Raw genomic sequence first — 25,953 nt, forward strand, 5'->3', positions numbered from 1 at the left:
GGCGAAGTTGTTCATTGTGGATTAGGCGTGGGGGCGACCTGTCAAACGCCCCCCCCAACCCGTTGGCAGCTGATGTTCCCGCAATCTGGGATCGGAAATACTTCTGTGCGGATAACTGCTTCTGACCGACTGCTGCCCTTCGCGGTAGGCAGCTTAGGATCCCATACGACTGCAGGGAAGCCAGCTAAACGATCCGTCCGATGATGGATTGGACGTCGCTCTCCCCAAAAGCGCCACTACCCCTGCTTTCGAGGCATTGAGCGGCCTTCCTCGTAGCAATTTCTTAGCAAGCACCAATTTATTACGCCACTGCTATGCTTAGCCCTTTTAGGCGGGGTGACACACATGGCAGGGGAATACTCACTCCCAGATTTGCTTGAACGAATGTACGAGAATCAGCTGGCGTTGGAAGCAGCTCTGATGGAGTTGGCTCTCCAAAGCGAAAAGCAAGGCATGGATGAAGTTGGTGACAACGTCCGTGGTGCTCTATTCGTGATCGGCGAAAATGCTGGGCACATCAAGCAGGGCTTGGCGAAGCTACGAACTAATCGTCTCTGACAAAGCACACCCCAATTGTGTAGGAGTATGTGGGGGATTTTGGGGGATACGCCCGTGGTTGCGGGCTGTGACGCCCGCCAAAGACAGGTTGCATAAATGCATAATGGGCATTGGATGGCATAGATTGGCGTATGGTTTGCCCCATTTTTGCCCCACGTCTGGGTTCTTAAACCTGCTTCATTTCCTGTGGGTGCCCCAATGAAGCTAAAAATATAGCTAGTCGAACAGCGAACCTAGGGGGTGACCGCCCTATCCAGCATGCCGTGTTGACGTCCTTTACCTTTAAGGGTAAATTCCCCCCTGAGTCGGTAGCGCTGCCCTTAGCGGTGCATGAGGGAACTCCTTCGCTGGCTTACCTAATTCGTTAAAGACCGTGCCGCATGCACGGCTCTCATCATCAAAAGTCGAGCAGCCTGCTCGACTTTTTTTTTGCCTTCCTTTTGCTTGAGGTTGATTGCATGCACCTTCTCTACGTTGACGAATCAGGCTCGCCAAGCGATCCGGACCAGAATTTCTTTATCCTTTCCGGCGTGTCTATCTTTGAGCGTAAGACGCATTGGGTTGAAACACAGCTAAATGAAATTGTCGCAAGATTTAGCCCTGACGACCCTTACGCTTTAGAGCTGCATGGGTCGCCAATGCGTTCTGGGAAAAGCGAATGGAAGCATTTTCAGAAGGATGATCGTATTCAAGCGATCAAGGACTGTCTGTCGATTATTGCTGACTCGAATGGGAAGATCAGACTGTTTGCTGCGGTGATCGAGCGTGGAGCGAATGGCGGTGATGATCCAATCCAAAGCTGCTTTGAACAAGTAGCCTCCCGTTTCGACATGTACCTACGTCGCCTCCATGCGCAAGGGGACCCTCAACGTGGAATTGCCATTTTCGATAAGTCGAGCACTGAAAAAAGCATCCAGAACCTTGCTAGGACTTTTAAGCACGATGGCCATTCATTCGGCAAAATCAAAAACTTTGCTGAAGTGCCGTTGTTTTTAGATTCCAAAGCGTCCAGGCTGATCCAGCTTGCGGATTTGGTGGCTTTCTCAATCTACCGGCATTATCAGGCTTGCGATTCGCAGTTCTTCGACATCATAAAACACTGCTTCGATAGCGTCGGAGGCACCGTGCACGGCCTGCATGTGCGCCGAAAGCTCCAGCGTGTTGAAGTTGCCCCACCGCTGGGATCCGCGACTATTATTACTGAAAAAGTCGAAACGATGCAGGTAGAGATTCGACTACACGATAGAGGCTGAGTCTTTACTATGCTCCTTGCGAGCCTGTGTAACGCATAAATAACCGTTAACCGGCTCACAAGCCACATATCTCCAATATAAGAGATGAATAAGCAATGGATAAAATCTCTAAAGGTATGGGCACAGTCTCACAGCTGACGGCAGTATGTATCGTTCTTACCTTTATAGTAGGAATGCGATGGCAAGACGGTTTTTATACCGAACTTGGCTTCCCTTGGATGAGTGGTTATTCAAATTACTTAGATACCATCAAGGCTGGGATAGTACCCATAGAGTTGTTTCTTCTGGCAGGAGCCGTCGGATGGTTTTCCATTTGGGGGTTGTCTAACTGGAGATACGATGCCGCAACGATGACTCTAGTTGTCTTCGTGTTTATATTGGCTCCGTTTGGAGATCTCGCTGCTTCACTGGTTGAACAAAACTCAACACCTGAATTTTCAATCTTTAAGAGTCAATACCAGATATGCACCACAGGCTTCATTCTCGGAGGGATAATAAAACTTCTTTCAAACGAAAAAACCACTCCCAGCTTTGAAAGTGAGGATAGAAATTTTCAAATACCAATCTATTCTTTGCTTATTCTTTGCACAGTAATGATAGGGATATTTGACTCCCCAAAATCCTTAGGAGCCGCAGCTGCACAGAGTGCTATGCGCACTGGTTTCAGCAATTACTCCTGGGTTAAGGATGGCAAAGGAGAGCACTGGAGTATTATAGGGCAGAACCAAGGCAATTTTATTCTCGCGCGGCCACTTTACAAAAACAATACGATAGAAATTAAGGTTGCCAATAACACATCTGAGCTTATTATTTATCCGACCACCCCTATATCTTCCGGAATTATTGACACTACGAGCACAATAAGCAATCCGTAAAAGGGAGCAAAGGCTATATGCAAGGCCTTACTGGCAAAACTATTTACATGATACCGACCATAATTGATCGAGTTTCGTTGTGTAGCTCTGACTCATCATTTCACGTCTCATCCCCCAGTCCGGGTTGGTAGGTACGCTGGCTGACCGCAGCGTGCCCCTACCCCACCGCCCATTGATCTGATCCAACACGGTCATAACTCTTGTGGCTTCGGCAGGTTGCGATGCAGCGAACAGATCATCTGTATATTCCCCGTGCTGGCACAAATTGAGCAACATCACCTCAGCCTTGCTGTACTTGAAGCCTGGCCGAAATAAGCGCTCAAGCGCACCAACAGCCGCTTGAATGAGAAGGCGCACGTCATCAGTGGGGTACGGCATATCAACCACTACCCCGTTGGCGTACTTTGCCTCTTCAGGGTTGAACATACCGGTACGGATGCTCACACGCACCTTTTTGCATAGCGAGTTCTGAGCCCGAAGCTTTTCAGAAGCTCGCATCATGTAGGTGGCCACCGCCTCCCTGATAGGAGGCAGCTCCGTAAGCCGTTGGCCGAACATGCGACTGCAGCAGATCTCCTGCTTTGGCGGATCCGGCTCGTCCAGCTCCAAGCAATGCGTGCCGCCCAGCTCCCTGGCTGTCTTCTCGATCACAACGCTGAACTTCTTACGGAGCGTCCATGGGTCCGCCTTAGCCAAATCCATTGCAGACTTGATTCCCATCGCATCGAGGTGAAGTTTCATCTTTCGGCCAACGCCCCACACCTCCGCCACGTCCGTATTACGCAGCACCCAGTCCCGCTTAACCGGGTCGGTGATGTTGACCACACCACCGGTCTGCGATTGCAGGCGCTTCGCAGTGTGGTTTGCCAGCTTCGCCAAGGTCTTTGTATGAGCGATACCAACACCAACAGGTATGCCGGTGCAGCGAAGTACCTGGGCGCGGATCTGCCGGCCTAAGGCATCCAAACCACCGATACCGGTCAGATCGGCGAATGCCTCGTCAATGCTGTACACCTCAACTGCCGGCACCATCGCCTCAATCAGACTCATGACGCGCTCGCTCATGTCGCCATACAGCGCATAGTTTGAGGAGAACGGGACAATGCCGTGTTGCTTGAGCTTGTGCTTGATCTGGAAATACGGCTCGCCCATCTTGATGAACGGCTTGGCGTCGTAGCTGCGAGCAATGACACAGCCGTCGTTATTGCTCAGCACCACGATGGGCACCTTCGCCAAGTCCGGCCGGAATACCCGCTCGCAACTGGCATAGAAGCTGTTGCAGTCGACCAGCGCAAAGGTCGGTTGCTGCTTAGACATGGCTGCGCACTGTGCTGGTGATCACACCCCAGATTGACAGCTCATCCCCTTCGAGAACGTAACGCGCCGGATATTTGGGGTTCTCCGACAGCAGGACCACCTCCCGGCCGCGCTTACATAGACGCTTGCAGACGGGCTCATTGTTCAGCAGCGCCACCACCACATGCCCATGAGCAGGCTCAATGGCACGGTCCACCACTGCGAGATCACCTTCGAAGATACCAATCCCCTGCATGCTTTCCCCGGTGATTGCTACCAGGTACACATGAGGTGCGCGGATATTCAGAACCTCATCCAATGAGATGTGCTGTTCAATATGATCCGCTGCCGGCGATGGAAAACCGGCTGGGACCTGGAACGAACACATAGGCAGCTTCGCGCCTGCCTCAGCGATAGGACCTAGAATGGTGAAGCTCATGATGCGGCCTTTTACAGGTACTGTACGAATGTACAGTTAACTTTGTAGAACGCTTGCGGTCAATTTTTCTGTAGGGGATTTCGACAGGCGGAGAGGTGCGTATGTGCGGACGATTCGTGCAGTACGAAGGGATGGCGATCTTTATTGAAGAACTGAGCCCCCAGATAGAGCTGTTCAGCGGTTACGACGCTCAGTCTATTGACCGCTACAACGTCGCCCCGTCGACACGGGTGCAGATACTGCACGCAGCAGAGAATGGGCTGCATATCGATGCAGTCAAATGGGGATGGGCGCCGTTCTGGGCCAAGGGCAAGCGCCCCGATCCGATCAACGCCCGTGTAGAGACGGTCACTACGGGAAAGTTTTTCAAGCAACTTTGGCCGAATGGCCGAGCCCTGGTGCCGAGTGAAGGGTGGTATGAGTGGGTTAAAGACCCTGACGATCCGAAGAGAAAGCAGCCCTACTTCATTCGCCTGAAGAGTCAGAAGCCCATGTTCTTTGGCGCACTCGCCCAAGTTCATCCTGGCCTGGATCCCCACGACGGTGATGGGTTCGTGATCATCACCGCCGCCAGTGATCAAGGCATGGTGGACATCCACGACCGCAAACCCTTGGTACTGACACCTGAGCACGCCAGGGAATGGATCGACCCCGACCTCACTCCAGCCCGGGCCGAGGAAATAGCAAAGGAATGTTGCCAGCCTGTGGAGGACTTTGAGTGGTATGCCGTTGGCAAAGCAGTGGGGAGTGTGAAAAACCAGGGGCCTGACTTACTGCTGCCGGTGCGATCCAAGGATGTTTAATGCTATCAGAACAGCCCTCCCAATGCGGCTGGCTCCCAGTTCATGAACACCAGTTCACCGCTAACCTCACTCTTTCCTTGCCGTTGATTGGAAGTGGTGTATCGAATGTCCACCATCTCAAAGTGAAACCCATCAAACACTCGCCGGATATCGGGATGATCGTTGATGCTGACCATCACCTTGCCTTTACAGCGCCGCATAAAGTCGGCCATGCGCTCGTAATTCTCAAATGGAAAATCCACACCATAGCCGGCGGTCTGCCAGTAAGGTGGATCCATGTAGTGGAACGTATGGGCACGGTCGTAGCGCTCGGCACATTCAAGCCAGCCCAGGTTTTCAACATAAGTGCCGGATAAACGCTGCCATGCTGCAGACAGGTTTTCCTCGATCCGCAGAAGGTTAATGGCTGGGCCGGTCGTAGCAGTGCCGAACGTCTGCCCGGTCACTTTGCCCGCGAAGGCATGGTGCTGCAGGTAAAAGAAACGGGCGGCGCGCTGGATGTCGGTGAGGGTTTCCGGGCGGGTCATCTTTTGCCACTCGAACACCTGGCGGGAACTGAGCGCCCATTTGAACTGGCGGACGAATTCTTCCAGATGGTTCTGCACGACGCGGTACAGCGTGACCAGGTCGCCATTGATGTCATTAAGAACTTCAACAGGCGCTGCCTGGGGACGCATGAAGTAGAGCGCGGCGCCGCCGGCAAAGACTTCAACGTAGCAATCGTGTGGCGGGAAGAGCGGGATAAGGCGGTCGGCCAGGCGGCGTTTGCCGCCCATCCAAGGGACGATGGGTGTAGACATAAAAAAGCAAGACCTTTGCTGTATGGATAAACAGTGCTAGGCTCGCTCCGCTTTGTGCACGAAGCAGGAGCCTTGGCTGGACTTGCAGGGACGATCTGCGGGGAAGGTGGCCGGGTTGATGTTGACGCATCCTGCCCGGCCGCTCCTTTTACTTCGGTGTAGAAACTTCTTTTGCGTAAGCCTGACAGGCCCGCAGGGCGATCAATCCACGGTCGCCGGCATCGGTGATTCCGATAATTCGTTGAGCATGCGTTGGGTCAAGTTGGGCTCTTGTGGTGCCATGAACCACGCGGCCGGTGGCGGTGGTGGCTGGCACTGAACAGCTGCCGGTGGTTTCGGTGGCGGCGAGTACGACTGACAGCCGCAGATCAGCAGTAGCCAGGCGATCACGCAGACGAGCCTGCTTGATTTGCTCATCGGTCAATTCCTTGTAGTGGGTTTCGTCTTTGTTCTGCAGGCGGAGCTCCAGGGCAAGGCGCTTGTCCTGCTCTGAACGCTGCAGAGCAGCAGAAGCTTGGGATATTTCGTTGAGGGTGTCCGCCTGCAGCCGGGCTTGCCGCTCCAGCACGCTGCCATAACGCCACTCCTGAGCAGTCCAGGCCAACGCTGCAGATCCTGCGGCCGCCACCACTAACAGCAAGCTGATAGCGGCGATACGGAACTGCGCCGGGATCAGATCGAAGAGACGCATAACACCGCCCTCGCCCTGGCCCACAACTGCAGCCGATCCTCCAGGCCATTAAGGCCGCCGTTAATCCGGCGAGTGATCGTGTTGAACTGGTCCTGATCCGCGAGCGCATTCAGCCCATTCACGGACCAGAACCACGCCGCCGACTCTGCCGCCCATTGCGGCTGCTCGAGCAGCTCGGGAGTGCGCAACAATCGCTCATCGCTGAACAGTGCCAGACTGCAGCGCAGGTAGTTATCGTGCCCGGTTACCTGGATCAACCCTCGGCCACGATAGCGTTGACCATCACCATCTGCAGCTGGGGTATTACCAAGCTTGGCAGCCAGAGTGCCGGTATCGTATTTACTCAGGTATTGATCCCCGCCCAATTCGCGGACGTACTGCAGTTGACCGGACTCGTGACCAAGCTGCGCTAGGAAAGCAGCCTGGCGTTTCGGTGTATTGATCTGCCGATGCGCCATTGCCGCGTTCAGGGCAGATACAAAAACGCCCGCTTGGCGGCGGGCGTTTGGCATGATGTGTTGTAGCTGTTGTTCAGTGATGGTCATAAAAACTCCGGACAAAAAAATACCGCACTCAGGCGGCGATGGATTGCATTACAGCTTCTCGACGCTCACGACCTTGAGCGGCTTCGTTTCCTTCTTTTTCTTACCCTTGGATTTGCCTTTCTTGCCGGCATTGCACTCGACCGTGGTCGACCAGCCAGATTGGGTAAACACCTGCTCCACCGAATCCGTCAGGTATTCGCCATCCAGTCCGACCTTGAAGCCCTGGGCGTTGATCAGTCGCTCGGCAAAAATGTCAGTCCGGCCAGGCATCTCGAAGCGCACGTCGGCGGTCGAGCGATTGAATGCCGCTAACCTTGCTCTGGCTGCTGATTCAGCAGCAGTCTTGTTCGGATAGATATGCCGATCCGTGTGCACCGCCGGCAAGCCGTCCGGGGCGTCATCGTTGTCGATGGTGACCACCGCCAATTTGCCGTCCTTTTTGTTCTGATGCTTAGTCGCCACGGCCTTGTGCGAATTGCGATCCCCTAAGCTGAACTGCCAGCGACTGAGATCACTGCGGGTCAGCGTGATCGCACCGAACGTTTTGCCGCTGGCTGTCTGCCCTCCCTGGCGCGGTATCACCAACAACTTGCCATCTGCGACCTTGGCCGTGCAGTCGTATTGCTTAGCCAGGCGCGTGATGAAATTAAAGTCGGACTCGTTGAGCTGATCCACACGAGCGACCTTCGTCGCCACCGGACAGCCTGCCTGCCAGCCATTTCGAGCCGCGATATCGGCCACGATCTTCGACAACGGCGCATCCTCCCAGCTTCCGCTGCGGATAGTCTTACCACTGCCGCGCATATCGCTGGCTTTACCCTTGATCACAATCGTGTCCGGCGGGCCGGAAACTTCGACCGTGTCGACCGCGTAAAGCCCTAGGCGCATCAAAGACGTTTCGGCATAGCCCAGGTGAATCTCGATTGAGCTACCGCGCCGGGGCAACTGCACCTGGCCGTCACGGTCATCGATACGCAATTCAAACTCGTCGGACTCCATACCCGGCTTGTCAGAAGTCCTAAGTAACAACAGCCGATCATTGATCTTGGACGTAATATCGGCACCGTCCGCAACGATACGAAAAGTGGGGGTCATGGTTTTTTCCCAAAGAAAAACCCGCACAGGGCGGGCTGAATACAAAGTTTCCTTTCGCTTAACGCAACGGGCTGCAGGCGGTGCCGTTCGGAGTCAGTCCCACAAGCTAATCCCTTCCTCGGCCGGGGCTGGCAGATCCGGCAGCAGGATCACCACACCAGCGCGGAAAGGCTGGGGCTCGTCTGCCAAGCCCTGATTGGCATCCAGAACTGCCTCGACGCTGCCGTTCAAGTGCCCATAAACGTTATTGCATATGACATCGAGCATGTCCCCGTCAGACGTTCTGCATGTCGTCGCCATAGCGCGTGAACTCCAGAGTGAATACTTGTTTACGCGGGATACCGCCGTGCAGCAGCGCGCCCTGCTCCTCGTTGATCGACTTCAGACACCAGGTGCCAATCACCTCGCCATAACCCGTGGTCAGAGTGAGCGGTTGCAGCCGCCCACCGATGGTGCGTAACGTGTCAAGCTGCTTGAGGCCACCCTTGAAGCCGGGATAAATCGTACCTTTGAGTGTGAGCTTTTCTTCGCCCATGCCCACGGCCTGCTGCGCAGGGCGCCGCGATAGCCGCTCCTGTGAAGCCCAGCGGAATTCGGTCGAGCGACTCAATTCGTCGAAGGCCGCCGTATCTAAGTTGAAGTAGTACGGCTGAATCTTAGGATCCCTGGGCTGGATGATCAGCAGGTGCGGAAATGGCTTCACCGCTTCCGGTGCCGGCGTGGCATCCACGGCAAATGCGCTGGTGGGCACGATGTTTGCCAACGACGGATTGACCTTTCCGGCGACCTTGTTGATCGCCGTCGCAGCTTTTCCCGCCTGCTCCTTCAGCGCCCCCATTCGCTCCTGCACTTCGGCGGCGCCCCGTGTCGCACGACTGTACACAGCCAGCACCTGGCCGGCCTTGGCCTGTGCCGCATCCACGCCGCGCATCACCCGCTGGAGCTTGGCACCGACAGCAGGCCCCACGAACGGGATATTTTCCAGCTCGGCCGCTGCCCCCGTTATCTCCCTTATTGCACCGTTGACCGGCCCAAGCATGCCCTCAGCACTACGTCTACCAGCCTCCCCGGCTTCAACCAGGTACTTGAAGCCCGACTGCATCTGTTCCATATAAGCCATAGGCCCTCCTTACAGGTGCGGTTCGTCGTATAGCTTCGCGGCGTTTTGCTTCGCCGCATCAGCCATCATTAACCGCATGTGCGGCATGAGGTCTTGCGCCAAGCGTTGCGGGTCTTTCACATCCCCTTGCACCGTAACCGGCATATTCAGCGAGTACTGAAACTGCTGATCCACTTTGGCGGGGACAGGCTTTTCCGGCTCTTTGGGCTGGATCGCTACAGCCGCCGGTTTGGTCGGCGCTGACACGGCTAGTGAGCGTGCTACATCACCCAGTACCGGCGCTTGCGGTGCAGGCGCCATCAGCAATGCACCCGAACCGTCTGCCCGGTTGAATGACTTGCCCATGGCGGCCAAGCTTGGAATGGCTGGGCCCGGTCGAGGCGCCATCAGCAACGGCGCCACCGGTGGCGCGGGCTTTTCGTCCTCCCCTCCGAACCACGACTTACCTGCAGCACCGCCCAGCGCCGCCCCCCCCATGCTGCCTAAGTAAGCGCCTACCAGCCCACCAATAGCGGTGCCGATGATAGGCACCACCGAGCCAATAGCCGCTCCTGCAGCAGCACCGGCCATGGTGCCGGCGAGATTGCCAGCGGCAGCGCCATAACCCTCGGCCTTTTCGTCCTTGGTCTTAGCATTCTCATAGGTGTCAAAGGCCATGGCGCCGGCCTCGATGAGCGAGCCACCAGGTATTGCCTTGGCGGCTTTACCGATCTTACCGACCGCTTGCACAACCCCGCCCAGTTTCGCTATCGCCCCGCTTGGAATAGAAACAGGTGGAATAAGCGGACGCGGGACCGGTACCGCAGGCCGTGGCAGCGGTGGGCGCGGAACCGGTGCAGCAGGCAGTGGCACCGGCGGACGCGGGACCAGTACTGCTGGCCGAGGCAGCGGCGGACGCGGAGCCGGCGCTGCAGGCAGTGGCACCGCCGGGCGCGGGACCAGTGCTGCTGGCCGTGGCAGCGGCGGACGCAGAGCCAGTGCTGCAGGCCGTGGTACTGGTGGACGCGGAGCCGGTGCTGCAGGCCGTGGCAACGCCGGACGCGGAGCCAGTGCTGCAGGCCGTGGTACCGGTGGACGCGGAGCCGGTGCTGCAGGCCGTGGCAACGCCGGACGCGGAGCCGGCATCCGAGCACGCAGCGAGGTCGGCCGACGTCGCGGAATATTACGTCTTGAACCGCGCCCACGTCGGCGGGTTTCACCTGGCCCCCCAGGTCCCCCCATGGCATTCAAGTTAACGACGAACACCTTTTGGACGCCGTCGCCATTCGACGCAGCATCGTCACCTCCCGCGCTGTCATCGCCAGATACCGCTTCTTTAGCCAGCGAAACCACTTTGAGGCCAGTAGCGACGATGCCTAACTTACCGGTCTTACTCTCATCCTTTCCCTCACCATCAACCGATTCACCCTTGAGAGCGGCTACTGCCTTGAGCCCAGTCTCAACTAACGACAGGGCCTTGCCGGCCTTACCTTTCGCCTCGCCGCCCTTTCCTACGCCCCCAGCGCCATCCTTGGAGTTGGTCACAAAGACCTTTTGCACTTCGCCGGATTTGCCACCCAACGATCCCCGCGCGACGTTGAGCAAACCTTTAGCGATTTTGAACGAACTGAGCAGCCCCTTGAGCGCGACAAACCCTCCCCCGACCGCCGCGATACCCGTCACCACACCTGGCGCGCTGTCAGACAGCGAGGTAATGCCCCTGGTGACTTTGGTCAGTCCTTGCGCCACGGTGTCTGTAACCGGGCGCAGGGCGTCCCCGACGCTGCGCATGGCGTCATCCATTGACTGGGCCATTTCGGCCCACTTCTGCGACGACGCCTCACGTCGTTCGCTGAGGTTCTTGTCGAGAATGCCCGTTGCATCGCGCGAATCGTTTTTAAGCTGGCTGTACAGCGCCTTGTTCTGCATATAGGCAGAGAGCGCAGCCTTTACCTGCATGTCAGCGAACAGGTCACCGGTGCGCAGTGACTCTTCCAGCGAGGCCATCATGGCCTTGGCTTTCTCCGGGTCCGACTCCTTGCTGATCTTCGCCGTCGCCTCAGCCATCGCCGCAGCGCGCTTCGGATCCGTGGCCTGAATGTACTTCTGCGCCAGTGACATACTGGTTTCAAGGGTGGACATACCGTTTTGCAAACCGGTCTGCATCGACCCTTTGTAATCAATACCCGCCTTTGCATACGCCTTGACGGTGTCGCCAGAGCCGATTTTGCCCATCCAGTTCTTGAGATTGTTTGCCGCCTCATCGGCGCCGCCTGCAGATTTCATCTGCACTTGCAGCATGGCACCCAACTGTGTAACCGCATCCATGCCGGTAATGCCGAGGCTGCCCATGTTCGCCAACAGCTCAGGAAACCACTTAGCCATGTCGGCCGCTTCAAAGCTACCGGCCTGCCCTTGGTAGGCAATCGCTTCCAGGGCCTGCTGCATCTGCCTAGGATCTGTGATCTTGGCATTCTGACCCAGCGCGTTGATCATCTTCGCTGTATCAACACCGCTCGACCCTTGCCCCACGACGAATTTGGCCGCGACTGGCGCATATTCCAGGGCCTTGCTCAAGTCCATGCCGGCGCCAACCAATTGGTTAACCACATCGGCCACATCGTTACGCGCCATGCCCGTGTAGCGCGACGTATCAATGATCTTGCGCGACATCTCCTGTTCTTGCGGTTTGTTGGCAATGCCGGCCTTGATCGCGATATCACGAACAATAGCCCCAAAATCCGCACTGACCTTGGTCGGAACAGCCAGCATGCCCACACCGACGACAGCGGCGCCGACCGCACTTTTCACGCCAGTCTTACCAGCATCGATCTGCTGATGTCCCTTGGCTTTGAGCTCCGCCTTGATGGCTGTCTGCCCCATAGAGCGATAGGCTTTCTCCAGTCGGCCGACCTCGATTCCCTGTTTTTTCAAACTATCGAGGTTCGAATTCAACCGGCCCAACAACTTGGTCGCGCCCTGTGATCCGCTGTCGTGGGCTTTCTTCCACTCGTCGCGCAGGCGAATGGTGTCACCGATAGTGCGCTGCAGGACACGCGCCTTGTTGCCTTCCGCCTCAAGACGCTTGATGCGCCCCGTTACATCTTTAAACGCAGCACCGACAGTCGAACTGACGGCGCCGCCGATCACCAGCCCGAGGGCGATTTTGTTCGCCATGTCACGGCCCTCATTTGGATAGCCTTATCGAAGGCGGCTCAGTCCGTGAGCCACCACACCATTTCTGCAAAGGGCATCGACAAAATCTCAGCAGCGGAAAATCCTGTTTCCGCTGCCAGACGTTTCGCGGCCATCTTTATGACGTGAGGGTTAAACCCCGTCGTCTTGGTCCAAACGAAAATAGCCGGCCTGCAGACGGTTAAAATCCACCAGCTTCAGGCCCTCCAGGTCCGTGACAGGCGCACCGGCAAGCGCGGCAAACAAAATCAATTCCCGCTGTTCGTCGTCCCCGCCCGCGTCACGATTAGCAGCGCGCACATCGCCCACTGTCGGGGAGCGCAGGGCCAAGGTATCAACCGATACCCCATTAATTTCGCTTGGGCAGGTCAGAGTGACCTGGGCTCGATCAGTGTTGACCGACAGCCACGGCGGCATTGATTCCGAATAGTCGGTATCCGGCACCAAGTGTGCATAAGCGGCTTGAACACGGCGGTAGTCCGCCAGCTTCAGGCCTTCAAGATCCTTAACACCCACCCCTGCCAGACCAGCAAACAACATCAGCTCTCGCTGTTCTTCGTCGCCGTTAGAGGCGCGGTCGGCTGCTCGTACTTCCCGTACTAGCGGGGCCCGCAGAGTCAATGTTTCGACCAGAACGCCATTGGCATTGCTAGGTCGCGTGAGCGTTACGACGGCTGCAAGCGCAGTGAGTGATAGCCAAGTCGGTACTGCTTTGGACGTTGCTTTATTCATTTGGATCTATTCCCTTAGAGGCCGAGTGCGGTGCGCACTTCAAGGAGTTGGTCTTTGCCGTCGATCACCTGAACACCGGCGACCATGTCGATTTCGTACATGAGGCGCCCGTCGATTTCGAGCTTGTAATAAGCGACCGCCACGGCGTGCTTGATCTCGGCGGGGTCACCCGCTTTCCAGTCGCCCAGATCGAGCTCTTTGAGGCGACCGCGTAGGGTGGCAACCACAGCCGTTACAGCCCCTTTCTGCCCCTTGAAGGCACCCCGGAACGTCGCATTGAAAGCGGTGCCATCGGCCAGACCGAAGTACTTCAACGACTCACGGCGCACGCCCTTGGTAACAAAGGACGCCTCCATTTTTTCCAGGCCTTGGTCCATCTCAATCGCACCGGCCATGCCGCCAGCGCGATACTCGTCAGTCTTGGTGGTCAGCTTGGGCAGCGTAAGGCTCGGCACGTCACCGGCGAAGTTGACGCCGTCGACAAACAGGTTCGTGTTAAACAAAGTTTGAGGAATCATTGACTAGGCCCCTTAGGCTGCTTCAAGAACTTCGGTCATCCACTGATCGGTGACTTCGAAAAGGAAATTCGGGTTTTCTGCCGGCGGCACGTCGGTGAAGCGAATGCGCCAATAAACTTTGCCCTGGGCGATCTGGCTGGCAGTGTTCAGCTCGGTGTCCGGGAATACCTCAAAATTAATAATCGCGCCCTGGGCTTTGAGGTCGCGCATGAACGCATCCAGCCCATCCGTCACGTCTTTGACATAGGTCTTGGTGATCGAGCGGTCAACAGCCCATTTATGGCCGGCCTGCACAGCATCCATTAGGATGAACAGCGTGCGAACGCGCGTGACAAACGCCCACTTCGGATCGCTCGACAGCGTGCGGTTACCCCACAAGCGATAGCCGTCGTCGCGAATGATCGTCGCGATATTGGCGTTGTTCAGCAGGTTGGCCCGGCACGTCTCGTCGCCGTCCAGATACTCGACAGCTCGGGTAGTGCCGGTGATACCGGTGAACTCCTTGTTCGACGGCGAGGCCCAGAAGCCGTATTCAGCATCGGTCCAAGCGAACAAGCCCGCCGCCCAAGCCGAGGCCGGCGCATCAACTGTCTTGCTGGACTCGGTGTCCCAGTACTGAACGCCCGGATCGACCATGAACAGGTTGCGACTGCCAAAGTTATCGGCATAAAGCATCGCTGCTTCATCCGTGGTGCCAGGGCCATCAAGAATGCCGATTGCCCGCAGCTTCTGCGCCAGGCTATCAAGCGCGGTAGCGACCGCCTGAGTGGCAGTGTGACCTGGCGCAATCAACAGCCGCGGCTGCGCGTTGTACAGGCTTTTGCCATCGAGCAAGGCTTGTAGGCCGGTACGCTGACCCGAGGCCAGAACGCCGCCAATAATCGCCGAGGTTTGCAGCGCCGCGTCTTCGAGCTTCGGCACGCCGATGGCAACGATCACCGCCTTGGCCTTCGCGTAGATCGCTTTACAAGCCCTGGTGATCGCCGAGTCGGCACCGAAGGCAGCGATAGCCTCGCGCTCGGTGGTGATCAACTTGAGTTCGCCGGCCTTGGCGGTACCGCCGCCGAGAACGCCTGGGGTGAATGTGTCGCAAAGTCCGACAATGGAAGACGAGGGCAAGGAAATAGTGCGCGCACCTGTCTTGATATCAGTCGTAGTAACGCCGTGGAAGAAGCTCATAAAGCTAATGCTCCAGAAACGAAAAAGCCCCGCATAAGCGAGGCCGGGAGGGTGTTTGTGTTACATGTGGCGCAATGCAAAACACCCCGACAGTGCGGGGCGTTATTGAATTTGCTGCTCTATCCATTCAGGTTTATCTGGCCGGAACTCCGAGGCGGGAAATTTGGGGGATTGCGGCCAGTCGCGCAAGGCTTGAACGTAGTCCAAAAGTTCACCCGATTGCTCAACGGTTAGAGTGGTAGGCCGCGCAGAATCCACCTCGTCCCGATGCCGCTCCCTGAGCCATTTCACGCGCTCAATTTCAGCATCACGCCAAGCCCTTTCAGGCATTGCCGGGTCAACAGTAAAAATCGGCTCCGGCTTACCGCCAGCAGCCAACCATTTTTCGTAATCAACCCAAAACCGGTGGCCCTTCGGAACTGTAGCTCCACTCGGCAGTTGAATCACCGTATCGGGATCAGCAGTCAGTCTGTATGTCATCTCGACTCCTAAAGTTCAGCATCAGCTGTTGCGTGGATGTAGTAAGCCTGGGAAGGCAATGCAATATCGTTGTTATCAATAGAGACATTGCGAGTGCCTACAAATATCGCTCGGGCTGTCGAGCCTGAAGTCACATCGTCACCAGACCTCCACTGCCCCGGAGCCCCGCCACCGATCCCACGATAAAGCTTGATACTTGGAATGGCTCGCTTCTCGACCTTGAATTGCCAGCTTGCAATAGGCTGGCTCATTGCCGAAATCTGGCCTGCAAATACAGGCGACGTTAAAGAACTGTAGGGGTTCACCCCATCAGCAGGCGCTACACCTTGCGCAAATGTCTTTTCAAAATATCGCTGACACATTGCCAGCTCTTGTTGGGGAAAACGCGGTTCAAACTCTGTCGCTGTAGCGCCGACTTCAAGTTGCACCGAAGCCAATACAACGGTGTGAGCAACTGAAGCCTTAGAAACAATGATTAGCTCAATGTAATCGTTGTTGTTGCTACCCTTGGTCTTACCTACGACGGAAGAAAGATTGAATGACACTACATGCTTTTTATATTCACGGGTTACATCAATATCTTGAAAGTGATCAACATCGGCCGACACATTTCCGCCTGTTCCAAACACCTGACGCAAGATAACGGTACAGGTTTGTTCAACCGTGGAGTTGAAATAAAAGGATGCCGTCAACGTTTGCCCGGCACCCGTCTCCACGCCTTCAATGCGCTGCCGAATGTTCGCGCCTGGCGCACCCGCCGTATAGCTGACCCTCAGCGCCCATTTTGCGCCATTGAAACCACTACCCAGCGTAAACGGCGTTTTATTCCATTGGGCGGTCACTCCTACTGGCACAAAAACCATCCAGCGGTCAGCAGTGTAAAGTGCGCTTGCTACAGAAACCGATCCACCCTCGCCGCGCTGCCAAATGTCTAAATTCCCATTAATCAGCAGATTTTTGCGATATACCTGGCTTGGGAATTTCTGATTTGCACTTTCGATTTGAGCCCTGAGAGCTTCAGAATTGACAACCTTTTTAGACCGATCATCGACTGGTGCGGTAGGTGCATTCTGTCCGCCGAGCCATTGAAACACTAACGCAGACGTACCAAGCACCAACGGGCCGTCACTGACAAGGTGCCAGATGGTATCGGCATTTAACGTGCCGCGCTCCACCGTCACCATCATGCCCGGCGTTACCTTGTCGCTGCTGTCCGCGTCGACCGCACGCACCCAGCTATCAGGCCCGACCACATACAGGCCGTTATCTTTCGCCTGCGCCTGATCTTTAACCAGCACCCGCGAACCCGCCGGCACCGCGAAACCGTCGATAGCTTGAACGCCCGCCAGGACCACTGGGCCCGTGGTTGCAACTAATGCCGAATGCTTAAAATCAAGCCTGTTGACCGCATTCGCCACCGAGTCGTCAACATACTTTCGAGTAGCGTTTACAACAGCCGAATCTATCAACAACACAACATTCGTAGAACTTGAAACCACAAAGTTCATCCGTATAACTTGTGTCTTACCAGACCCTTGGGCTAGCAGCGACTTATAACTGGGCGCGCAATTGGCTACGGCAACCAAATCTCCGTCAGAATCGAAAAGCCCCAATTCGCGAATCCAGAACCCACCTTCATCCGCCGGAATAATCTGCTCGGCTACTAGGATCCCAGGGTTAGTCGGATGAGGCTCCAGGCTATTCAATGGAGCCCGGCGGCGCTCATTAATCAGTGTTTTCTGTGAGCGATCAGGGATAGGGTCAGTACCGTTCGCGTCCCCTACAGCCATATGGGTCAGCTTCCAAGTTAGCAGCCCTGCATCTGACTTAACTTGCTTTGCTTCGCCAACCGCCGTCAGTAACGCGAAAAACTTCGAATTAGCATCAATCATGTGTATACGTCCAAATGGTCTATGGAATGTTCGCGACCAGGCACCCCGACATAGCAGTCAACCGAGATAGGTTCAGGCGCAGGAGGATAAACTTCTATTTCATCTATGGAACACTCTCGAATCCCGTTTCCGATAAAACCTGTCACCTCGATATCACTAAGTACCGGCGGATAAACATCAATAACTTCTCCGTCAGATATGCTTGCGAAAATGTTTATAGCCCCTGTGGATTCCAGGCTAATCGCCAGCCCAGTCAGGTGACGGCTGACGGGCTTGGCGTCATCGATCAGCCGCTCCAGCTCCTGATACATTTCCTCAGTGATACCGGTGTCCAGCACCCCGACCTTTAACGCGAAGGTGCCAGGGATCCCTTCGGGCCTCATGTTGAACCACTCGATAATCTCGATGAGATAGCCCAGCGGTTCGACCACTCGGCGTAATGCGCCGATGGTGCCCTTGTGGGCATGGATGTAATAAGAGGCCTTGATGGCGGCGCGTTTGGTCGCCTCGGTCCATCGGTAATCCCAGCGATCCACCGACCACGCCCATGCCAGATGCGGCAGCAAATGCACCGGGCAGGTATCAGCGTTGTAGAGGTCGCGAAGCGGGACAATCGTTTTCTCGAAAAACGTAGCCTCCATGGCCCGTTCAAGCTGCGTACTGTTGATCGGCAATAGGCTTTTCATGTCAAGCAGCCAGCGTCACGGTGTAGCCCGTACAGTACGCTGCCTGAGCTTTGGTCGGGGCCAAGTCCTGCCAGCCGACCAGCTCAACCCGAGAGACGCCGGCAACGTGTAACTGAGCGTCTACACCGGAACGTGCCACCTCAACGCCGAGCCGTTTGCGCGGATTGATCCAAGCTGCCAATCGACTTTTCGCCTCGGCTAAACTGGCATCAGCTTCTGGGCCCGCGCTGGTCATGTGCAGGATCGCCTTGATTTGGTAGCGGATCACCTGGGCGCTCTGAACCGTCACCCTATCCCCCACCGGCCGCACATCGTCGTCATTCAGCGCAGTTGCCACCGTGGCGAGCAGCTCCGGTGAAGCCTCGCCCTCCCCGTCCAATCCCAGCACCGTTACCGTCACGTAGCAAGGCGCCGGGCTTTCGGCCGTGGCGTCCGCCACCAGCCCAGAGGCGTTACGCGCATGCAGGATGTAGCTGTTACGCGGGCCGGCCGTGGTCAGTCCCTCATAGGCCAACTGGATGCGCTCTCGGAACGCATCGTCGTCTTCTTTGACTTCTGGAACCGGCGGAAAGGCCAGCAGATCCTCAGCTTGAATGACCAGGCGCTTGAGATTGACGTTGGCCCCCAGGTGATCGAGGTCACCGCGTATGGCGTGCGCCAGCAATACCGCTTTGCCAGCGTCATTGACTCGGGCGCGGTTGCCGACCTTGATGTAAGCACCAACCTCCAGCACCTTAAGCACCGGATCGCTCTCCAGCGCAGCAGTCCAGTTGCCGCCCATGTATCCGCGAAAGACGCCCAGTCCCTCCTGAAAAACCTCTTCAAAGTCCAGCGGCTCCAACACGGTCGGCGCCGGTAACGACGACAGATCCACGATACTCATACGGCCACCTCCAGCGTGACGCCGTCGCCCAGGTACTGCCCGACGATCTTCAGGTTAATTTGCCCGCTGATAACGGAAATGACGCGCACTTGATCCAGCTTCAATCGCGGCTCCCAGCGACCCAGTGCGCGAGCGACCTCCGCCTGTACGGCGCTTTTCCAGCCGTCAGTAACAGGCAAGTCAACAAATCGCCGCAGCTTGCTGCCGTAATCCATCCGATGCCGCCGGCTGCCCAACGGCGTACCCAAAATGTCCGGAACCGATTGCCGCAAGTGTGCGATGCCGGAAATGGGCTGGCCGGTGTGGCGATCCATTCCGATCATTCTGATTACTCCTTCAATTGCTCCAGATCTGGATGCGCTTTCAAGAACGCGAATTGGTCATCACCACATGCGGTAACTCGACCAGCAACAACAGGAAGCGTCCCGCCGCCGGGTAGGATCAATGTCCGCGAGGTGAAAACCTTGTCGCGAAAAACACGCGCTGGTCCGATGGACTCAACCGCGTCAGCAGTAACGGGAAAACCCAACGGCGCAGGCTTCAACGCCGGAACCACAGTGGCCTCGGCAGAATCGCCATCAGTTCTAGACTTACTCATAAGGCAAACTCCAGATATGAAAAAGCCCGCACTGGGCGGGCTGTGTGTCGGTTGAAATTAATGCGTGTGGTGATTGCTGTTGCCACCAGCGTCGATGATCGCACCAGCACTGGTAATGCCTTTCGTGACGTGTAACGCCCCGTCGATCAACACCGCTGCTTTCAGATTGATGTTGCCGGTGGTCACGTTCACGGCGCTGTCCGTCACGACCACCTCTGTACTGGCAACTTTGATGGCAACCGTACCGCTCGGCAGGGTGATGCTGTAGCTCTTGGCCTGCCAGTCGTAAATCAGCGAGCCGCCATCATCAAACCGCCAGACTTCCACATGATCCCGGTTATCCGGTGGCGGACCCGCGTTGCCATACAATCCCGGAATGAACGTGCCCTGTGACACGTCACCGCTGGCACTGACCAATGTCCCCTGCTCACCCAGAGACGGAGCCCTCCAATGCCTGGCCTTGCCGGCGGCGATGCTGTGCCAACGCACCCAGGCGCTAGTCCATTCGCCGTCCGAAACCCGACACATCGGAGGGGAGGCAGCCAGATCGACCGCCACCACAAAGCAATCCTTGACCACCCCCGCAAGCATGCGGTCGTGCTGGGCAGTGACATAGCCGCTCACAAGTCCTCCGCTGGAACAAAGTCCTCTTTGACGTCGTTGTTAAAGCCAAACAACAGCATGCCGGGCGGCTGAGCGGGCCAAGGCCACTCTTCAGGGCCGAGATAAACCTGCTGCGTCCATTCCACCAGCCAAACGGTGTAACCATCCAACACTGGCTGGGTCCAGTCCTGTAGTGCCTGAACGAACTCTGCCGGCTCGACTTCCAGCCCCCAGGTCTGAGCTCGGAGTAGGACCGCAAGTTGGGTAGCCAGCTGCACCGCCTGTTGCTGATGCAGAGGATAGATCGGGTCGACGACGATACGTGCCTCGAACTTACACACCAATGTGGTTTCACCCGTGCCGATATCGGCACCGGGCTCGATCTCGGCCAGCTCCAGAAAGACCGCCGGTAAAGCGATGCGATCCTGAATGTCCGGCCAGGCACTTACCGTCTGAACCCCTGGCAGATGGCTCACCAGGTGTTGCTCGACCGCCCGGTAAAGCTGGTCCAGGCTAAAAGGTTGGTCAGCCATTAACCGATCCTCTTCAAGTATTTCTGTAGTTCGAAGTTGAGCTCCTGCTGCAGGATCTCCAACAGACGCTCGTCCGCCTTTTGTACCCAGCTTTCAAAGTGCGGACGGGCTTGTTCCAGAGACACCTTGGCTTTCGCTAATGGAAAACGATTTCCATTTTCCGCGACCCATCCAGAACTTGCACCGCGACCAGCGGATACCGTGCTGTCTGGGTAATCATCAGCATTGAAGTGCTTGCTAGCAGTGCGAATCCAAATGTCTGGCTTGTTGCCGTAGACCTTCTTGAGAAACGCGCCTTGATAGCGCCGCCCCGCCACCGACACACCGCTGCCGGTTTGCCGCGCCCGGCCGATCCGGCTGGACTCGATGGCATTCAAACCAAACCACAGCTTGCCGCTCGATGCCCCGCCGGACACCGGGTAGCTGCGCAACCGTTGACGCACCGCCGCGACAGCAATGCGCTCCTGCCTGCTGACGGCACGGGCAATGTGCGTACGCAACCAGCCCAACGTCTTGTTGATCGCGCGTCGGTGCGCAGTAGCAGCTGCCTTGGGCACCAACTTGGCAAAGTCCTGAAACGCCTGCAGGTCCGCGGCTGACGACTGGATAGAAATCATCCCGCCGCCGGCCGAGGGTTTGACGTAGCTACCGATGCTCATGGGCGCAACCTCAGGATCAAGGCGACCAGACCGTCGCCGCTCGGCTCCAGCTGCAGCAAGTCGTAATCGCCGCCGCCGTCCAGGGCGGGTAAGTCGATGCTGACCAAAAGCCCGCGTTTCAAGCCTTCCGAATCACTGACGCGGATCTCAAACCGAGGCTCACGCAAGCCGGTACTGAGCTTGCCGAGCTTCGGCTGCAACCAGGGCGCGGCAAACATACCAAGCACCGGCTCTTCGCGGCCCTCGATCACGGCGCTGTCGCCAAGGGTTTCGAACACCACTTCGTCGATGTCGTCGATCAGATCGCGGAAGGCCACGATCACATCTCCAGCAGGATCTGCGCGCGAGGCCGCGTACACAGGTGCAGCGGGTTGGACTGGGCTTCCCCGGCGACACCCTTGTTGAAAGGCAGCGGCTCGATCTTGCTGTAGTACGGGATGCCCTGGGTGTTGACCGTTTCCATGTAGTCGGCAGGTGCGAAGGACGAGATGTACAGGTCAGGGACGCCCTCGGGGACCAGCAGTGCCTTGTCGTCATGGACGAACGCAACGCCAGCAACCTTGCCGCGATACCGCTCCCAGACGATCCCGCCGAACTCGAAAGCTTCACGGGCATCGCCACGCAGAGACGCGGCCTGCATGGTGTTGAGGTAGGTCTCCTTGACCGACTTGTGGACGATCAGCTTGTTCCAGAAATTCTTGCCGCACAAAGCGCGGGAGCCGCTGCTGGTGACGCTACCCAGGGCTTCCTCTTGCATATCCAGCGCTTCGCCGCATTTCACCCGCAGCTCGGTATCTGGACTGTTCAAGCCCATCGGCAGCTTCTGGCGATTCACGCCGAAGGATTTATAAATATCCAACAGGACTGTCTTGCCATCGGCGTCCAGCACCTGCCCGTTCAACGCACCCATACGCTGGAATTCGTGGGTGGCATCCAGCTGTCGGCGGGCCTTTGCCAGGCGCTTGTTGACTACATCCTGCACGGCCTGCAGTTCGCTGCGGGTACCGAAGGCGCGAATACCTTGGATCTCATCGGCCTTGATGGTGAAGCGCTCCGGCAGATGCACGGTGTTGAACGGGATCAACTGACGCTTAGTCGCGCCGACCACCAGGCCAGAAGTACCACGTTCACCTGATGGCACCAGGGCCAGAGTGTCGCCGTCTTTCTCGATCTGCACGGTCAGTGTGCTGATGCCCTCTTCGCGGAAAAGGCCGAGGCTGCTGATACGGCCCGGCAGGTATTCCTGTTCATTGATTGCGGCAGTCAACGAGGAAACGCTGAACGCATCGTCTTCAAAAATGGCGATATCGGCCATGGGGGTACACTCCAGAAACGAAAAATCCCGCACTCGGCGGGATGGATAAATGGGATAAGCGTCTTAGCGCACGATCACGTGCTGGTTGTTGAGGGCTTTCTCGGCGGCAGGGTCAAGGCCGGTCAAATGCGCCTCGCTGACCTCAGCCAGCCGCACGATGGCACGACCGCGCCGGACAACATCGGATTCGCTTAAAGGCCCGTAGAGGATCGCCACGGCGTTTTCGGTGCCGTCCTCAGCTGTCGCTTTATAAGGCGCAAACTCACCGCTGGCTGTGACCAGGCCGAGGATCTGGCCCGGTTCCAGGGCAGGCCCTGCCGCTACGTTGATCGCTTCGCGGGAAATGTTGCCAGCGCCTTCGGACAGTAAGAACTCGCCCGCGTGCATCGATTCAGTTTTCATGCTCTTACTCCTTTCGAGGTTCCGTTCTGCGCCGCCTGCCGGCTTGCCCAGATTGAATGACTGTCGACCTGTTTGGCCTTGATAGTGGGTGCCGGATCATTGTCGAGCGGCAGACTGTTGTTGATTTCAAAACCGCCGCCGCTGCTTACCAGCTTGTCGAACAGGCGCGCCCTGACAGCAGCTTCATCCAGACCGGCAGCCAGAAATTCGCCGGTCAGTTCCGGCAATCGTGCCGCGACACACAGGCCGTGCAGCGCTTTCGCCTTGGTCAGCGCCGCAGTGACTACCGCTTCGCTTTCCAGCTTCGTCGAAGCGAGTATCGGGTCCACCAGGTTGCTGATGCCAGCCGCCGCACACCCCTTGGTAACCATCAACGCCAATCCGGCAGCGTCCAATACGGGTGCTGGATCCGCAGGGTTTACAGGATCAGTCGGCTCTACATCCGGCTCTTCGTCCAACTGAGCCAGCAATTCAGCCGGGGCGTTCTGGAAGCGTTGCAACACGCTGCCCTGCCCGAGGCAGGCTTTCACCTTCAGCCCGTCGCCCACTTCATCGGCCAAGCCCAAGGCCACTGCTTCGTTGGCCGTCAGCCAGGTTTCGGCGTTAACCATGCGCCGCAGCTCGGCCTCGTCGATGTCCGGCGCTTTGGACTTGTAGGCCGCAATGATCGCTTCCAGCGTCTGGTCCAGCACGTCGGCGACACGCCGAAAGTCCTCGGCATCACCGCCGGTAAAGGTGTAGGGGTTGTGGATCATCAGCATGGCGTTGGCCGCGATCACCACCCGGTGAGCGCCACACACGGCAACACTGGCCGCGCTGGCCGCCAGCGCATCAATGCGCCCGGTACAGCGCTCGCCCAAGCGCGACAGCGCGTTGTGAATAGCCAGGCCGTCGAATAGGTCGCCGCCAATGCTGTTGAACGCCACAACGACCGGGGAAACGCCGTCATCCATCGCCCGCAGGTCCTGAACAAACTGGTTAGCGCTGACACCCCAGGTGCCGATCTCACCGTATACAAAGACCTCAATGGTTTGCTGCTCGGCTTCACCGCTGGCCTGGAAGGTGTACCAACTCTTATCCGCGACTTTTACCTGCTTGCCAGCCTTGTCATAAATGCGCGGGATCGCTTTTTTACTCATGGTTGTTCCTTGTCATCTGTCGGCTCGATGGCATCAAGCGTGGTGTAGTTGAGGCCCAGATCCGTGGACCTAGCGAGGTCAGCGGCGTTTTCCGCGTCGATGGTTTCGGCGTCGTAGCCGTTGCGCAGACACATCTCGCTGCGTGAACCGAAGCCCGCCTGCACTTCCATCCGCCGCGCCTGCACGTCCTGCACCGGCTGGATGTAGGCCCAGCCTTGCGGCACCCAACGTGTGCGCAGGTATTCGCGCCGACGTTGCGCGTAATCCTCCAGCACCAGGGCGCCGGACAGCACCGCCATGTCCATCCAGGCAGCACGCACCGGGCGACACAGCTGATGCACATACACGCCGAATTGCAGCTGCTCCAGGCGGCGCCGGAACTCGTTGAGTACCACCCGCAGCGCCCGGTCGTTGACCTCGCGCATGTCGCCAGTGAGGATCTCGTACGGCGTGCCCGAACCCGCCGCCGCAGCCATCAGCTGCTGACGCATGAAGTCCGGATAGTTGTTGCCGGCGTCCGGTGGCTTGGAGAACTCCACCTCTTCACCTGGCCCCAGCTCCTGCATCGTGCCTGGCTCCAGGGCCACCATCGGTGTGAAGCCGTCGCGGTCGGTGGTCAGCAGCTGCCCCGTTACCGGGTCACGCGGTTGGTGCCCGCTGTCCGGCGCCGGCCGCTTGATGAAGCCAGCAAACAGGTTTGCCACCTCCTGGCGAAACAGCACCGCGTCGTCGTAGTTGTCCAGGCTGCGCAGTCGTTTCAATACCGGTGCCAGACGCGGCACGCCCCGCAGTTGCCCTGGCTCCATGGGTTCGAAGATGTGCAGCACCTGCGTCGCTGGCACCCGCACCAACTGGTTGTATCCGGCGTTCAATGACGACGAATCGCGTGGGTGCGACAAGTACATCCAGTACGCCACACGCTTGCCGGCCGGGTTGAACTCGATCCCGGCGCGGATGACGTTACCGTTTTTGGCCGTCTCGAACTTGTCATGTGGGACAAACTCAGGGGCCAGCGCCTGCAGCTGCAGCGGCACCGCTAAACCTTCGCTCGGGCTGCGCGGCCGCAACCGCACAAAACATTCACCAGCAGTTTCAACTGTACGCGCCACCAGGGCCTGCATGCCGTAGAAGTCGGTCAGCTCGTCCGCGTCCGCCTCATCCACCCAGTCATCCCACAGCTGCTGCTTGAGTTTGCGCAGTGCTGCGTCGTCCGTGGTCGGCCTGGGCGTAATGCCCGTGCCGATCAGGTTGCTGACGCGCTTGTCGATGACGTTGAAGGCATACGGGTCATTGCGCACCGCCGCCCGCGAGCGAGCCCGCAGGTTGCGCAGTGCCGGGGTGTTGATGCTGTTGATGCCGTTGTCGGTGGCTTCCCAACTGGCCGAACGTCGGCCCTCTCCGGCGCCTTCGTAACTGGCCTTGATGTTCGACGGCAGCAAGAATCCATTACGGGTTAGCGTCGGATAATGTCGGGCCATTAGAGTCCTTTGCCTCCATGCATGAGCCGAACCACGCGAGAGCGCGGCCCGGCGGCGTTGGTCAGCGACGTGCGGATCTCGTCGCGGGCCTTGAGCAGTTCGTCGATGGAGCGGTATTCCACCGTGCGGTCGCTGTAGCGCACTGTCTTTTCACCGCGTGCGATGGCGCGCTCGATGGCTTCGAGGTGCTTCGGAGTAAACGACATA

The 25,953-nt window shown here is 57.5% G+C and carries 31 protein-coding genes and 1 pseudogene; 4 read left to right on the forward strand and 28 right to left on the reverse strand.

Going from position 1 to position 25,953, the window contains the following annotated elements; translation table 11 throughout:
• The first annotated feature begins 345 nt into the window (after nt 1–345).
• The 3 genes from E1K68_RS16540 (at nt 346) to E1K68_RS16550 (ending at nt 2,686) form a co-directional block, all read left to right on the forward strand.
• Nucleotides 346–558 carry a hypothetical protein gene (locus tag E1K68_RS16540; RefSeq protein ID WP_043046698.1) on the forward strand — a complete coding sequence of 71 codons (213 nt, stop codon included), beginning with the start codon at nt 346–348 and terminating at the stop codon, nt 556–558.
• A gap of 380 nt (nt 559–938) precedes the next feature.
• Nucleotides 939–1,811: a DUF3800 domain-containing protein gene (locus E1K68_RS16545; protein ID WP_212614421.1), complete on the forward strand. Its 873-nt coding sequence runs from the start codon at nt 939–941 to the stop codon at nt 1,809–1,811.
• 95 nt (nt 1,812–1,906) lie between these two features.
• Nucleotides 1,907–2,686, forward strand: a complete 780-nt coding sequence (locus tag E1K68_RS16550) for a hypothetical protein (protein WP_212614422.1) — start codon at nt 1,907–1,909, stop codon at nt 2,684–2,686.
• A gap of 39 nt (nt 2,687–2,725) precedes the next feature.
• Here the strand turns inward: E1K68_RS16550 and umuC are convergent, their stop codons facing one another.
• Together umuC and E1K68_RS16560 are read right to left on the reverse strand one after the other, a co-directional pair.
• The gene (gene umuC / locus E1K68_RS16555) at nt 2,726–4,003 is read right to left on the reverse strand and encodes a translesion error-prone DNA polymerase V subunit UmuC (RefSeq protein ID WP_212614423.1); all 1,278 of its coding nucleotides are present in this window, start codon (nt 4,001–4,003) and stop codon (nt 2,726–2,728) included.
• Nucleotides 3,996–4,421: a S24 family peptidase gene (locus tag E1K68_RS16560; protein ID WP_169918365.1), complete on the reverse strand. Its 426-nt coding sequence runs from the start codon at nt 4,419–4,421 to the stop codon at nt 3,996–3,998. Before E1K68_RS16560 ends, umuC begins: the two co-directional genes overlap by 8 nt.
• Before the next feature lie 101 nt (nt 4,422–4,522).
• On the opposite strand from E1K68_RS16560, the gene E1K68_RS16565 reads away from it, so the two are divergent.
• Nucleotides 4,523–5,224, forward strand: a complete 702-nt coding sequence (locus tag E1K68_RS16565) for an SOS response-associated peptidase family protein (RefSeq protein ID WP_212614424.1) — start codon at nt 4,523–4,525, stop codon at nt 5,222–5,224.
• A gap of 5 nt (nt 5,225–5,229) precedes the next feature.
• Here E1K68_RS16565 and E1K68_RS16570 read toward each other — a convergent pair whose 3' ends face one another.
• The 26 genes and pseudogenes from E1K68_RS16570 to E1K68_RS16690 form a co-directional block, all read right to left on the reverse strand.
• Nucleotides 5,230–6,024: a DNA adenine methylase gene (locus tag E1K68_RS16570; RefSeq protein ID WP_212614425.1), complete on the reverse strand. Its 795-nt coding sequence runs from the start codon at nt 6,022–6,024 to the stop codon at nt 5,230–5,232.
• 148 nt (nt 6,025–6,172) lie between these two features.
• Nucleotides 6,173–6,715 carry a lysis system i-spanin subunit Rz gene (locus E1K68_RS16575; protein WP_212614426.1) on the reverse strand — a complete coding sequence of 181 codons (543 nt, stop codon included), beginning with the start codon at nt 6,713–6,715 and terminating at the stop codon, nt 6,173–6,175.
• Nucleotides 6,697–7,260, reverse strand: a complete 564-nt coding sequence (locus E1K68_RS16580) for a glycoside hydrolase family 19 protein (protein WP_212614427.1) — start codon at nt 7,258–7,260, stop codon at nt 6,697–6,699. Before E1K68_RS16580 ends, E1K68_RS16575 begins: the two co-directional genes overlap by 19 nt.
• A gap of 48 nt (nt 7,261–7,308) precedes the next feature.
• A complete protein-coding gene (locus E1K68_RS16585; RefSeq protein ID WP_212614428.1) occupies nt 7,309–8,355 on the reverse strand; it encodes a contractile injection system protein, VgrG/Pvc8 family in 1,047 nt (348 codons plus the stop codon).
• 93 nt (nt 8,356–8,448) lie between these two features.
• A complete protein-coding gene (locus E1K68_RS16590; RefSeq protein ID WP_212614429.1) occupies nt 8,449–8,655 on the reverse strand; it encodes a tail protein X in 207 nt (68 codons plus the stop codon).
• Nucleotides 8,630–9,475, reverse strand: coding sequence for a phage tail protein (locus E1K68_RS16595; protein ID WP_046071200.1), 846 nt, complete (start codon nt 9,473–9,475; stop codon nt 8,630–8,632). The genes E1K68_RS16590 and E1K68_RS16595 overlap by 26 nt, the downstream gene beginning before the upstream one ends.
• Before the next feature lie 9 nt (nt 9,476–9,484).
• On the reverse strand, nt 9,485–12,631 hold the full coding sequence (locus E1K68_RS16600) for a phage tail tape measure protein (protein ID WP_212614430.1): 3,147 nt from the start codon (nt 12,629–12,631) through the stop codon (nt 9,485–9,487).
• 150 nt (nt 12,632–12,781) lie between these two features.
• On the reverse strand, nt 12,782–13,066 hold the full coding sequence (locus E1K68_RS27880; RefSeq protein ID WP_244858906.1) for a phage tail assembly protein: 285 nt from the start codon (nt 13,064–13,066) through the stop codon (nt 12,782–12,784).
• A 39-nt stretch (nt 13,067–13,105) separates the two neighbouring features.
• Nucleotides 13,106–13,381 (reverse strand): annotated as a pseudogene (locus E1K68_RS27885) (phage tail assembly protein); the annotation flags it as partial.
• Between the two features lie 14 nt (nt 13,382–13,395).
• Nucleotides 13,396–13,899 (reverse strand): phage major tail tube protein, encoded by a 504-nt coding sequence (locus E1K68_RS16610; protein ID WP_056783396.1) that lies wholly within the window; start codon nt 13,897–13,899, stop codon nt 13,396–13,398.
• A 12-nt stretch (nt 13,900–13,911) separates the two neighbouring features.
• The gene (locus E1K68_RS16615) at nt 13,912–15,078 is read right to left on the reverse strand and encodes a phage tail sheath family protein (RefSeq protein ID WP_212614432.1); all 1,167 of its coding nucleotides are present in this window, start codon (nt 15,076–15,078) and stop codon (nt 13,912–13,914) included.
• A 102-nt stretch (nt 15,079–15,180) separates the two neighbouring features.
• Complete coding sequence (locus E1K68_RS16620; RefSeq protein ID WP_046071196.1) at nt 15,181–15,558, reverse strand: phage tail assembly chaperone; 378 nt, start codon at nt 15,556–15,558, stop codon at nt 15,181–15,183.
• An 8-nt stretch (nt 15,559–15,566) separates the two neighbouring features.
• The gene (locus tag E1K68_RS16625) at nt 15,567–17,450 is read right to left on the reverse strand and encodes a phage tail protein (protein WP_212614433.1); all 1,884 of its coding nucleotides are present in this window, start codon (nt 17,448–17,450) and stop codon (nt 15,567–15,569) included.
• Nucleotides 17,447–18,136 (reverse strand): phage tail protein I, encoded by a 690-nt coding sequence (locus E1K68_RS16630; protein ID WP_046071195.1) that lies wholly within the window; start codon nt 18,134–18,136, stop codon nt 17,447–17,449. The genes E1K68_RS16625 and E1K68_RS16630 overlap by 4 nt, the downstream gene beginning before the upstream one ends.
• Before the next feature lies 1 nt (nt 18,137).
• Nucleotides 18,138–19,019 carry a baseplate J/gp47 family protein gene (locus E1K68_RS16635; RefSeq protein ID WP_046071194.1) on the reverse strand — a complete coding sequence of 294 codons (882 nt, stop codon included), beginning with the start codon at nt 19,017–19,019 and terminating at the stop codon, nt 18,138–18,140.
• Nucleotides 19,016–19,342 carry a GPW/gp25 family protein gene (locus E1K68_RS16640; protein WP_046071193.1) on the reverse strand — a complete coding sequence of 109 codons (327 nt, stop codon included), beginning with the start codon at nt 19,340–19,342 and terminating at the stop codon, nt 19,016–19,018. The genes E1K68_RS16635 and E1K68_RS16640 overlap by 4 nt, the downstream gene beginning before the upstream one ends.
• 5 nt (nt 19,343–19,347) lie before the next feature.
• Nucleotides 19,348–19,617 (reverse strand): hypothetical protein, encoded by a 270-nt coding sequence (locus E1K68_RS16645; protein WP_080944722.1) that lies wholly within the window; start codon nt 19,615–19,617, stop codon nt 19,348–19,350.
• Nucleotides 19,618–19,674: 57 nt separating this feature from the next.
• Entirely contained in the window at nt 19,675–20,208 is a 534-nt protein-coding gene (locus tag E1K68_RS16650; RefSeq protein WP_212614906.1) for a phage baseplate assembly protein V, read from the reverse strand.
• A gap of 29 nt (nt 20,209–20,237) precedes the next feature.
• Nucleotides 20,238–20,753 (reverse strand): hypothetical protein, encoded by a 516-nt coding sequence (locus tag E1K68_RS16655; RefSeq protein ID WP_212614434.1) that lies wholly within the window; start codon nt 20,751–20,753, stop codon nt 20,238–20,240.
• Complete coding sequence (locus tag E1K68_RS16660; RefSeq protein ID WP_212614435.1) at nt 20,753–21,412, reverse strand: hypothetical protein; 660 nt, start codon at nt 21,410–21,412, stop codon at nt 20,753–20,755. The genes E1K68_RS16655 and E1K68_RS16660 overlap by 1 nt, the downstream gene beginning before the upstream one ends.
• Nucleotides 21,409–21,729, reverse strand: coding sequence for a hypothetical protein (locus E1K68_RS16665; protein ID WP_212614436.1), 321 nt, complete (start codon nt 21,727–21,729; stop codon nt 21,409–21,411). The genes E1K68_RS16660 and E1K68_RS16665 overlap by 4 nt, the downstream gene beginning before the upstream one ends.
• A 2-nt stretch (nt 21,730–21,731) precedes the next feature.
• A complete protein-coding gene (locus tag E1K68_RS16670; protein ID WP_184336581.1) occupies nt 21,732–22,727 on the reverse strand; it encodes a major capsid protein in 996 nt (331 codons plus the stop codon).
• A gap of 63 nt (nt 22,728–22,790) precedes the next feature.
• The gene (locus E1K68_RS16675; protein WP_056783424.1) at nt 22,791–23,129 is read right to left on the reverse strand and encodes a head decoration protein; all 339 of its coding nucleotides are present in this window, start codon (nt 23,127–23,129) and stop codon (nt 22,791–22,793) included.
• Nucleotides 23,126–24,268 (reverse strand): head maturation protease, ClpP-related, encoded by a 1,143-nt coding sequence (locus E1K68_RS16680; RefSeq protein ID WP_098949423.1) that lies wholly within the window; start codon nt 24,266–24,268, stop codon nt 23,126–23,128. Before E1K68_RS16680 ends, E1K68_RS16675 begins: the two co-directional genes overlap by 4 nt.
• The gene (locus E1K68_RS16685; RefSeq protein ID WP_108538304.1) at nt 24,265–25,746 is read right to left on the reverse strand and encodes a phage portal protein; all 1,482 of its coding nucleotides are present in this window, start codon (nt 25,744–25,746) and stop codon (nt 24,265–24,267) included. Before E1K68_RS16685 ends, E1K68_RS16680 begins: the two co-directional genes overlap by 4 nt.
• Complete coding sequence (locus tag E1K68_RS16690; RefSeq protein ID WP_056783432.1) at nt 25,746–25,952, reverse strand: hypothetical protein; 207 nt, start codon at nt 25,950–25,952, stop codon at nt 25,746–25,748. The genes E1K68_RS16685 and E1K68_RS16690 overlap by 1 nt, the downstream gene beginning before the upstream one ends.
• Nucleotide 25,953 lies beyond the last annotated feature (1 nt).

This window comes from Pseudomonas sp. B2021, assembly GCF_018135665.1.
Lineage (GTDB): Bacteria > Pseudomonadota > Gammaproteobacteria > Pseudomonadales > Pseudomonadaceae > Aquipseudomonas > Aquipseudomonas lactis.

Bases quoted from the DNA above. Each gene is read 5' to 3' on its own strand.
- umuC (WP_212614423.1), bottom strand. From the start codon at position 4,003: ATGTCTAAGCAGCAACCGACCTTTGCGCTGGTCGACTGCAACAGCTTC.
- E1K68_RS16625 (WP_212614433.1), bottom strand. From the start codon at position 17,450: ATGATTGATGCTAATTCGAAGTTTTTCGCGTTACTGACGGCGGTTGGC.
- E1K68_RS16670 (WP_184336581.1), bottom strand. From the start codon at position 22,727: ATGGCCGATATCGCCATTTTTGAAGACGATGCGTTCAGCGTTTCCTCG.
- E1K68_RS16630 (WP_046071195.1), bottom strand. From the start codon at position 18,136: ATGAAAAGCCTATTGCCGATCAACAGTACGCAGCTTGAACGGGCCATG.
- E1K68_RS16650 (WP_212614906.1), bottom strand. From the start codon at position 20,208: ATGCTTGCGGGGGTGGTCAAGGATTGCTTTGTGGTGGCGGTCGATCTG.
- E1K68_RS16690 (WP_056783432.1), bottom strand. From the start codon at position 25,952: ATGTCGTTTACTCCGAAGCACCTCGAAGCCATCGAGCGCGCCATCGCA.
- E1K68_RS16675 (WP_056783424.1), bottom strand. From the start codon at position 23,129: ATGAAAACTGAATCGATGCACGCGGGCGAGTTCTTACTGTCCGAAGGC.
- E1K68_RS16655 (WP_212614434.1), bottom strand. From the start codon at position 20,753: ATGGCTGACCAACCTTTTAGCCTGGACCAGCTTTACCGGGCGGTCGAG.
- E1K68_RS16570 (WP_212614425.1), bottom strand. From the start codon at position 6,024: ATGTCTACACCCATCGTCCCTTGGATGGGCGGCAAACGCCGCCTGGCC.
- E1K68_RS16590 (WP_212614429.1), bottom strand. From the start codon at position 8,655: ATGGCGACGACATGCAGAACGTCTGACGGGGACATGCTCGATGTCATA.
- E1K68_RS16575 (WP_212614426.1), bottom strand. From the start codon at position 6,715: ATGCGTCTCTTCGATCTGATCCCGGCGCAGTTCCGTATCGCCGCTATC.
- E1K68_RS16660 (WP_212614435.1), bottom strand. From the start codon at position 21,412: ATGAGCATCGGTAGCTACGTCAAACCCTCGGCCGGCGGCGGGATGATT.
- E1K68_RS16600 (WP_212614430.1), bottom strand. From the start codon at position 12,631: ATGGCGAACAAAATCGCCCTCGGGCTGGTGATCGGCGGCGCCGTCAGT.
- E1K68_RS16685 (WP_108538304.1), bottom strand. From the start codon at position 25,746: ATGGCCCGACATTATCCGACGCTAACCCGTAATGGATTCTTGCTGCCG.
- E1K68_RS16635 (WP_046071194.1), bottom strand. From the start codon at position 19,019: ATGAGTATCGTGGATCTGTCGTCGTTACCGGCGCCGACCGTGTTGGAG.
- E1K68_RS16545 (WP_212614421.1), top strand. From the start codon at position 939: ATGCACGGCTCTCATCATCAAAAGTCGAGCAGCCTGCTCGACTTTTTT.
- E1K68_RS16680 (WP_098949423.1), bottom strand. From the start codon at position 24,268: ATGAGTAAAAAAGCGATCCCGCGCATTTATGACAAGGCTGGCAAGCAG.
- E1K68_RS16640 (WP_046071193.1), bottom strand. From the start codon at position 19,342: ATGATCGGAATGGATCGCCACACCGGCCAGCCCATTTCCGGCATCGCA.
- E1K68_RS16560 (WP_169918365.1), bottom strand. From the start codon at position 4,421: ATGAGCTTCACCATTCTAGGTCCTATCGCTGAGGCAGGCGCGAAGCTG.
- E1K68_RS16620 (WP_046071196.1), bottom strand. From the start codon at position 15,558: ATGACATACAGACTGACTGCTGATCCCGATACGGTGATTCAACTGCCG.
- E1K68_RS27880 (WP_244858906.1), bottom strand. From the start codon at position 13,066: ATGCCGCCGTGGCTGTCGGTCAACACTGATCGAGCCCAGGTCACTCTG.
- E1K68_RS16645 (WP_080944722.1), bottom strand. From the start codon at position 19,617: ATGAGTAAGTCTAGAACTGATGGCGATTCTGCCGAGGCCACTGTGGTT.
- E1K68_RS16585 (WP_212614428.1), bottom strand. From the start codon at position 8,355: ATGACCCCCACTTTTCGTATCGTTGCGGACGGTGCCGATATTACGTCC.
- E1K68_RS16610 (WP_056783396.1), bottom strand. From the start codon at position 13,899: ATGATTCCTCAAACTTTGTTTAACACGAACCTGTTTGTCGACGGCGTC.
- E1K68_RS16595 (WP_046071200.1), bottom strand. From the start codon at position 9,475: ATGGCTTATATGGAACAGATGCAGTCGGGCTTCAAGTACCTGGTTGAA.
- E1K68_RS16565 (WP_212614424.1), top strand. From the start codon at position 4,523: ATGTGCGGACGATTCGTGCAGTACGAAGGGATGGCGATCTTTATTGAA.
- E1K68_RS16550 (WP_212614422.1), top strand. From the start codon at position 1,907: ATGGATAAAATCTCTAAAGGTATGGGCACAGTCTCACAGCTGACGGCA.
- E1K68_RS16580 (WP_212614427.1), bottom strand. From the start codon at position 7,260: ATGACCATCACTGAACAACAGCTACAACACATCATGCCAAACGCCCGC.
- E1K68_RS16615 (WP_212614432.1), bottom strand. From the start codon at position 15,078: ATGAGCTTCTTCCACGGCGTTACTACGACTGATATCAAGACAGGTGCG.
- E1K68_RS16540 (WP_043046698.1), top strand. From the start codon at position 346: ATGGCAGGGGAATACTCACTCCCAGATTTGCTTGAACGAATGTACGAG.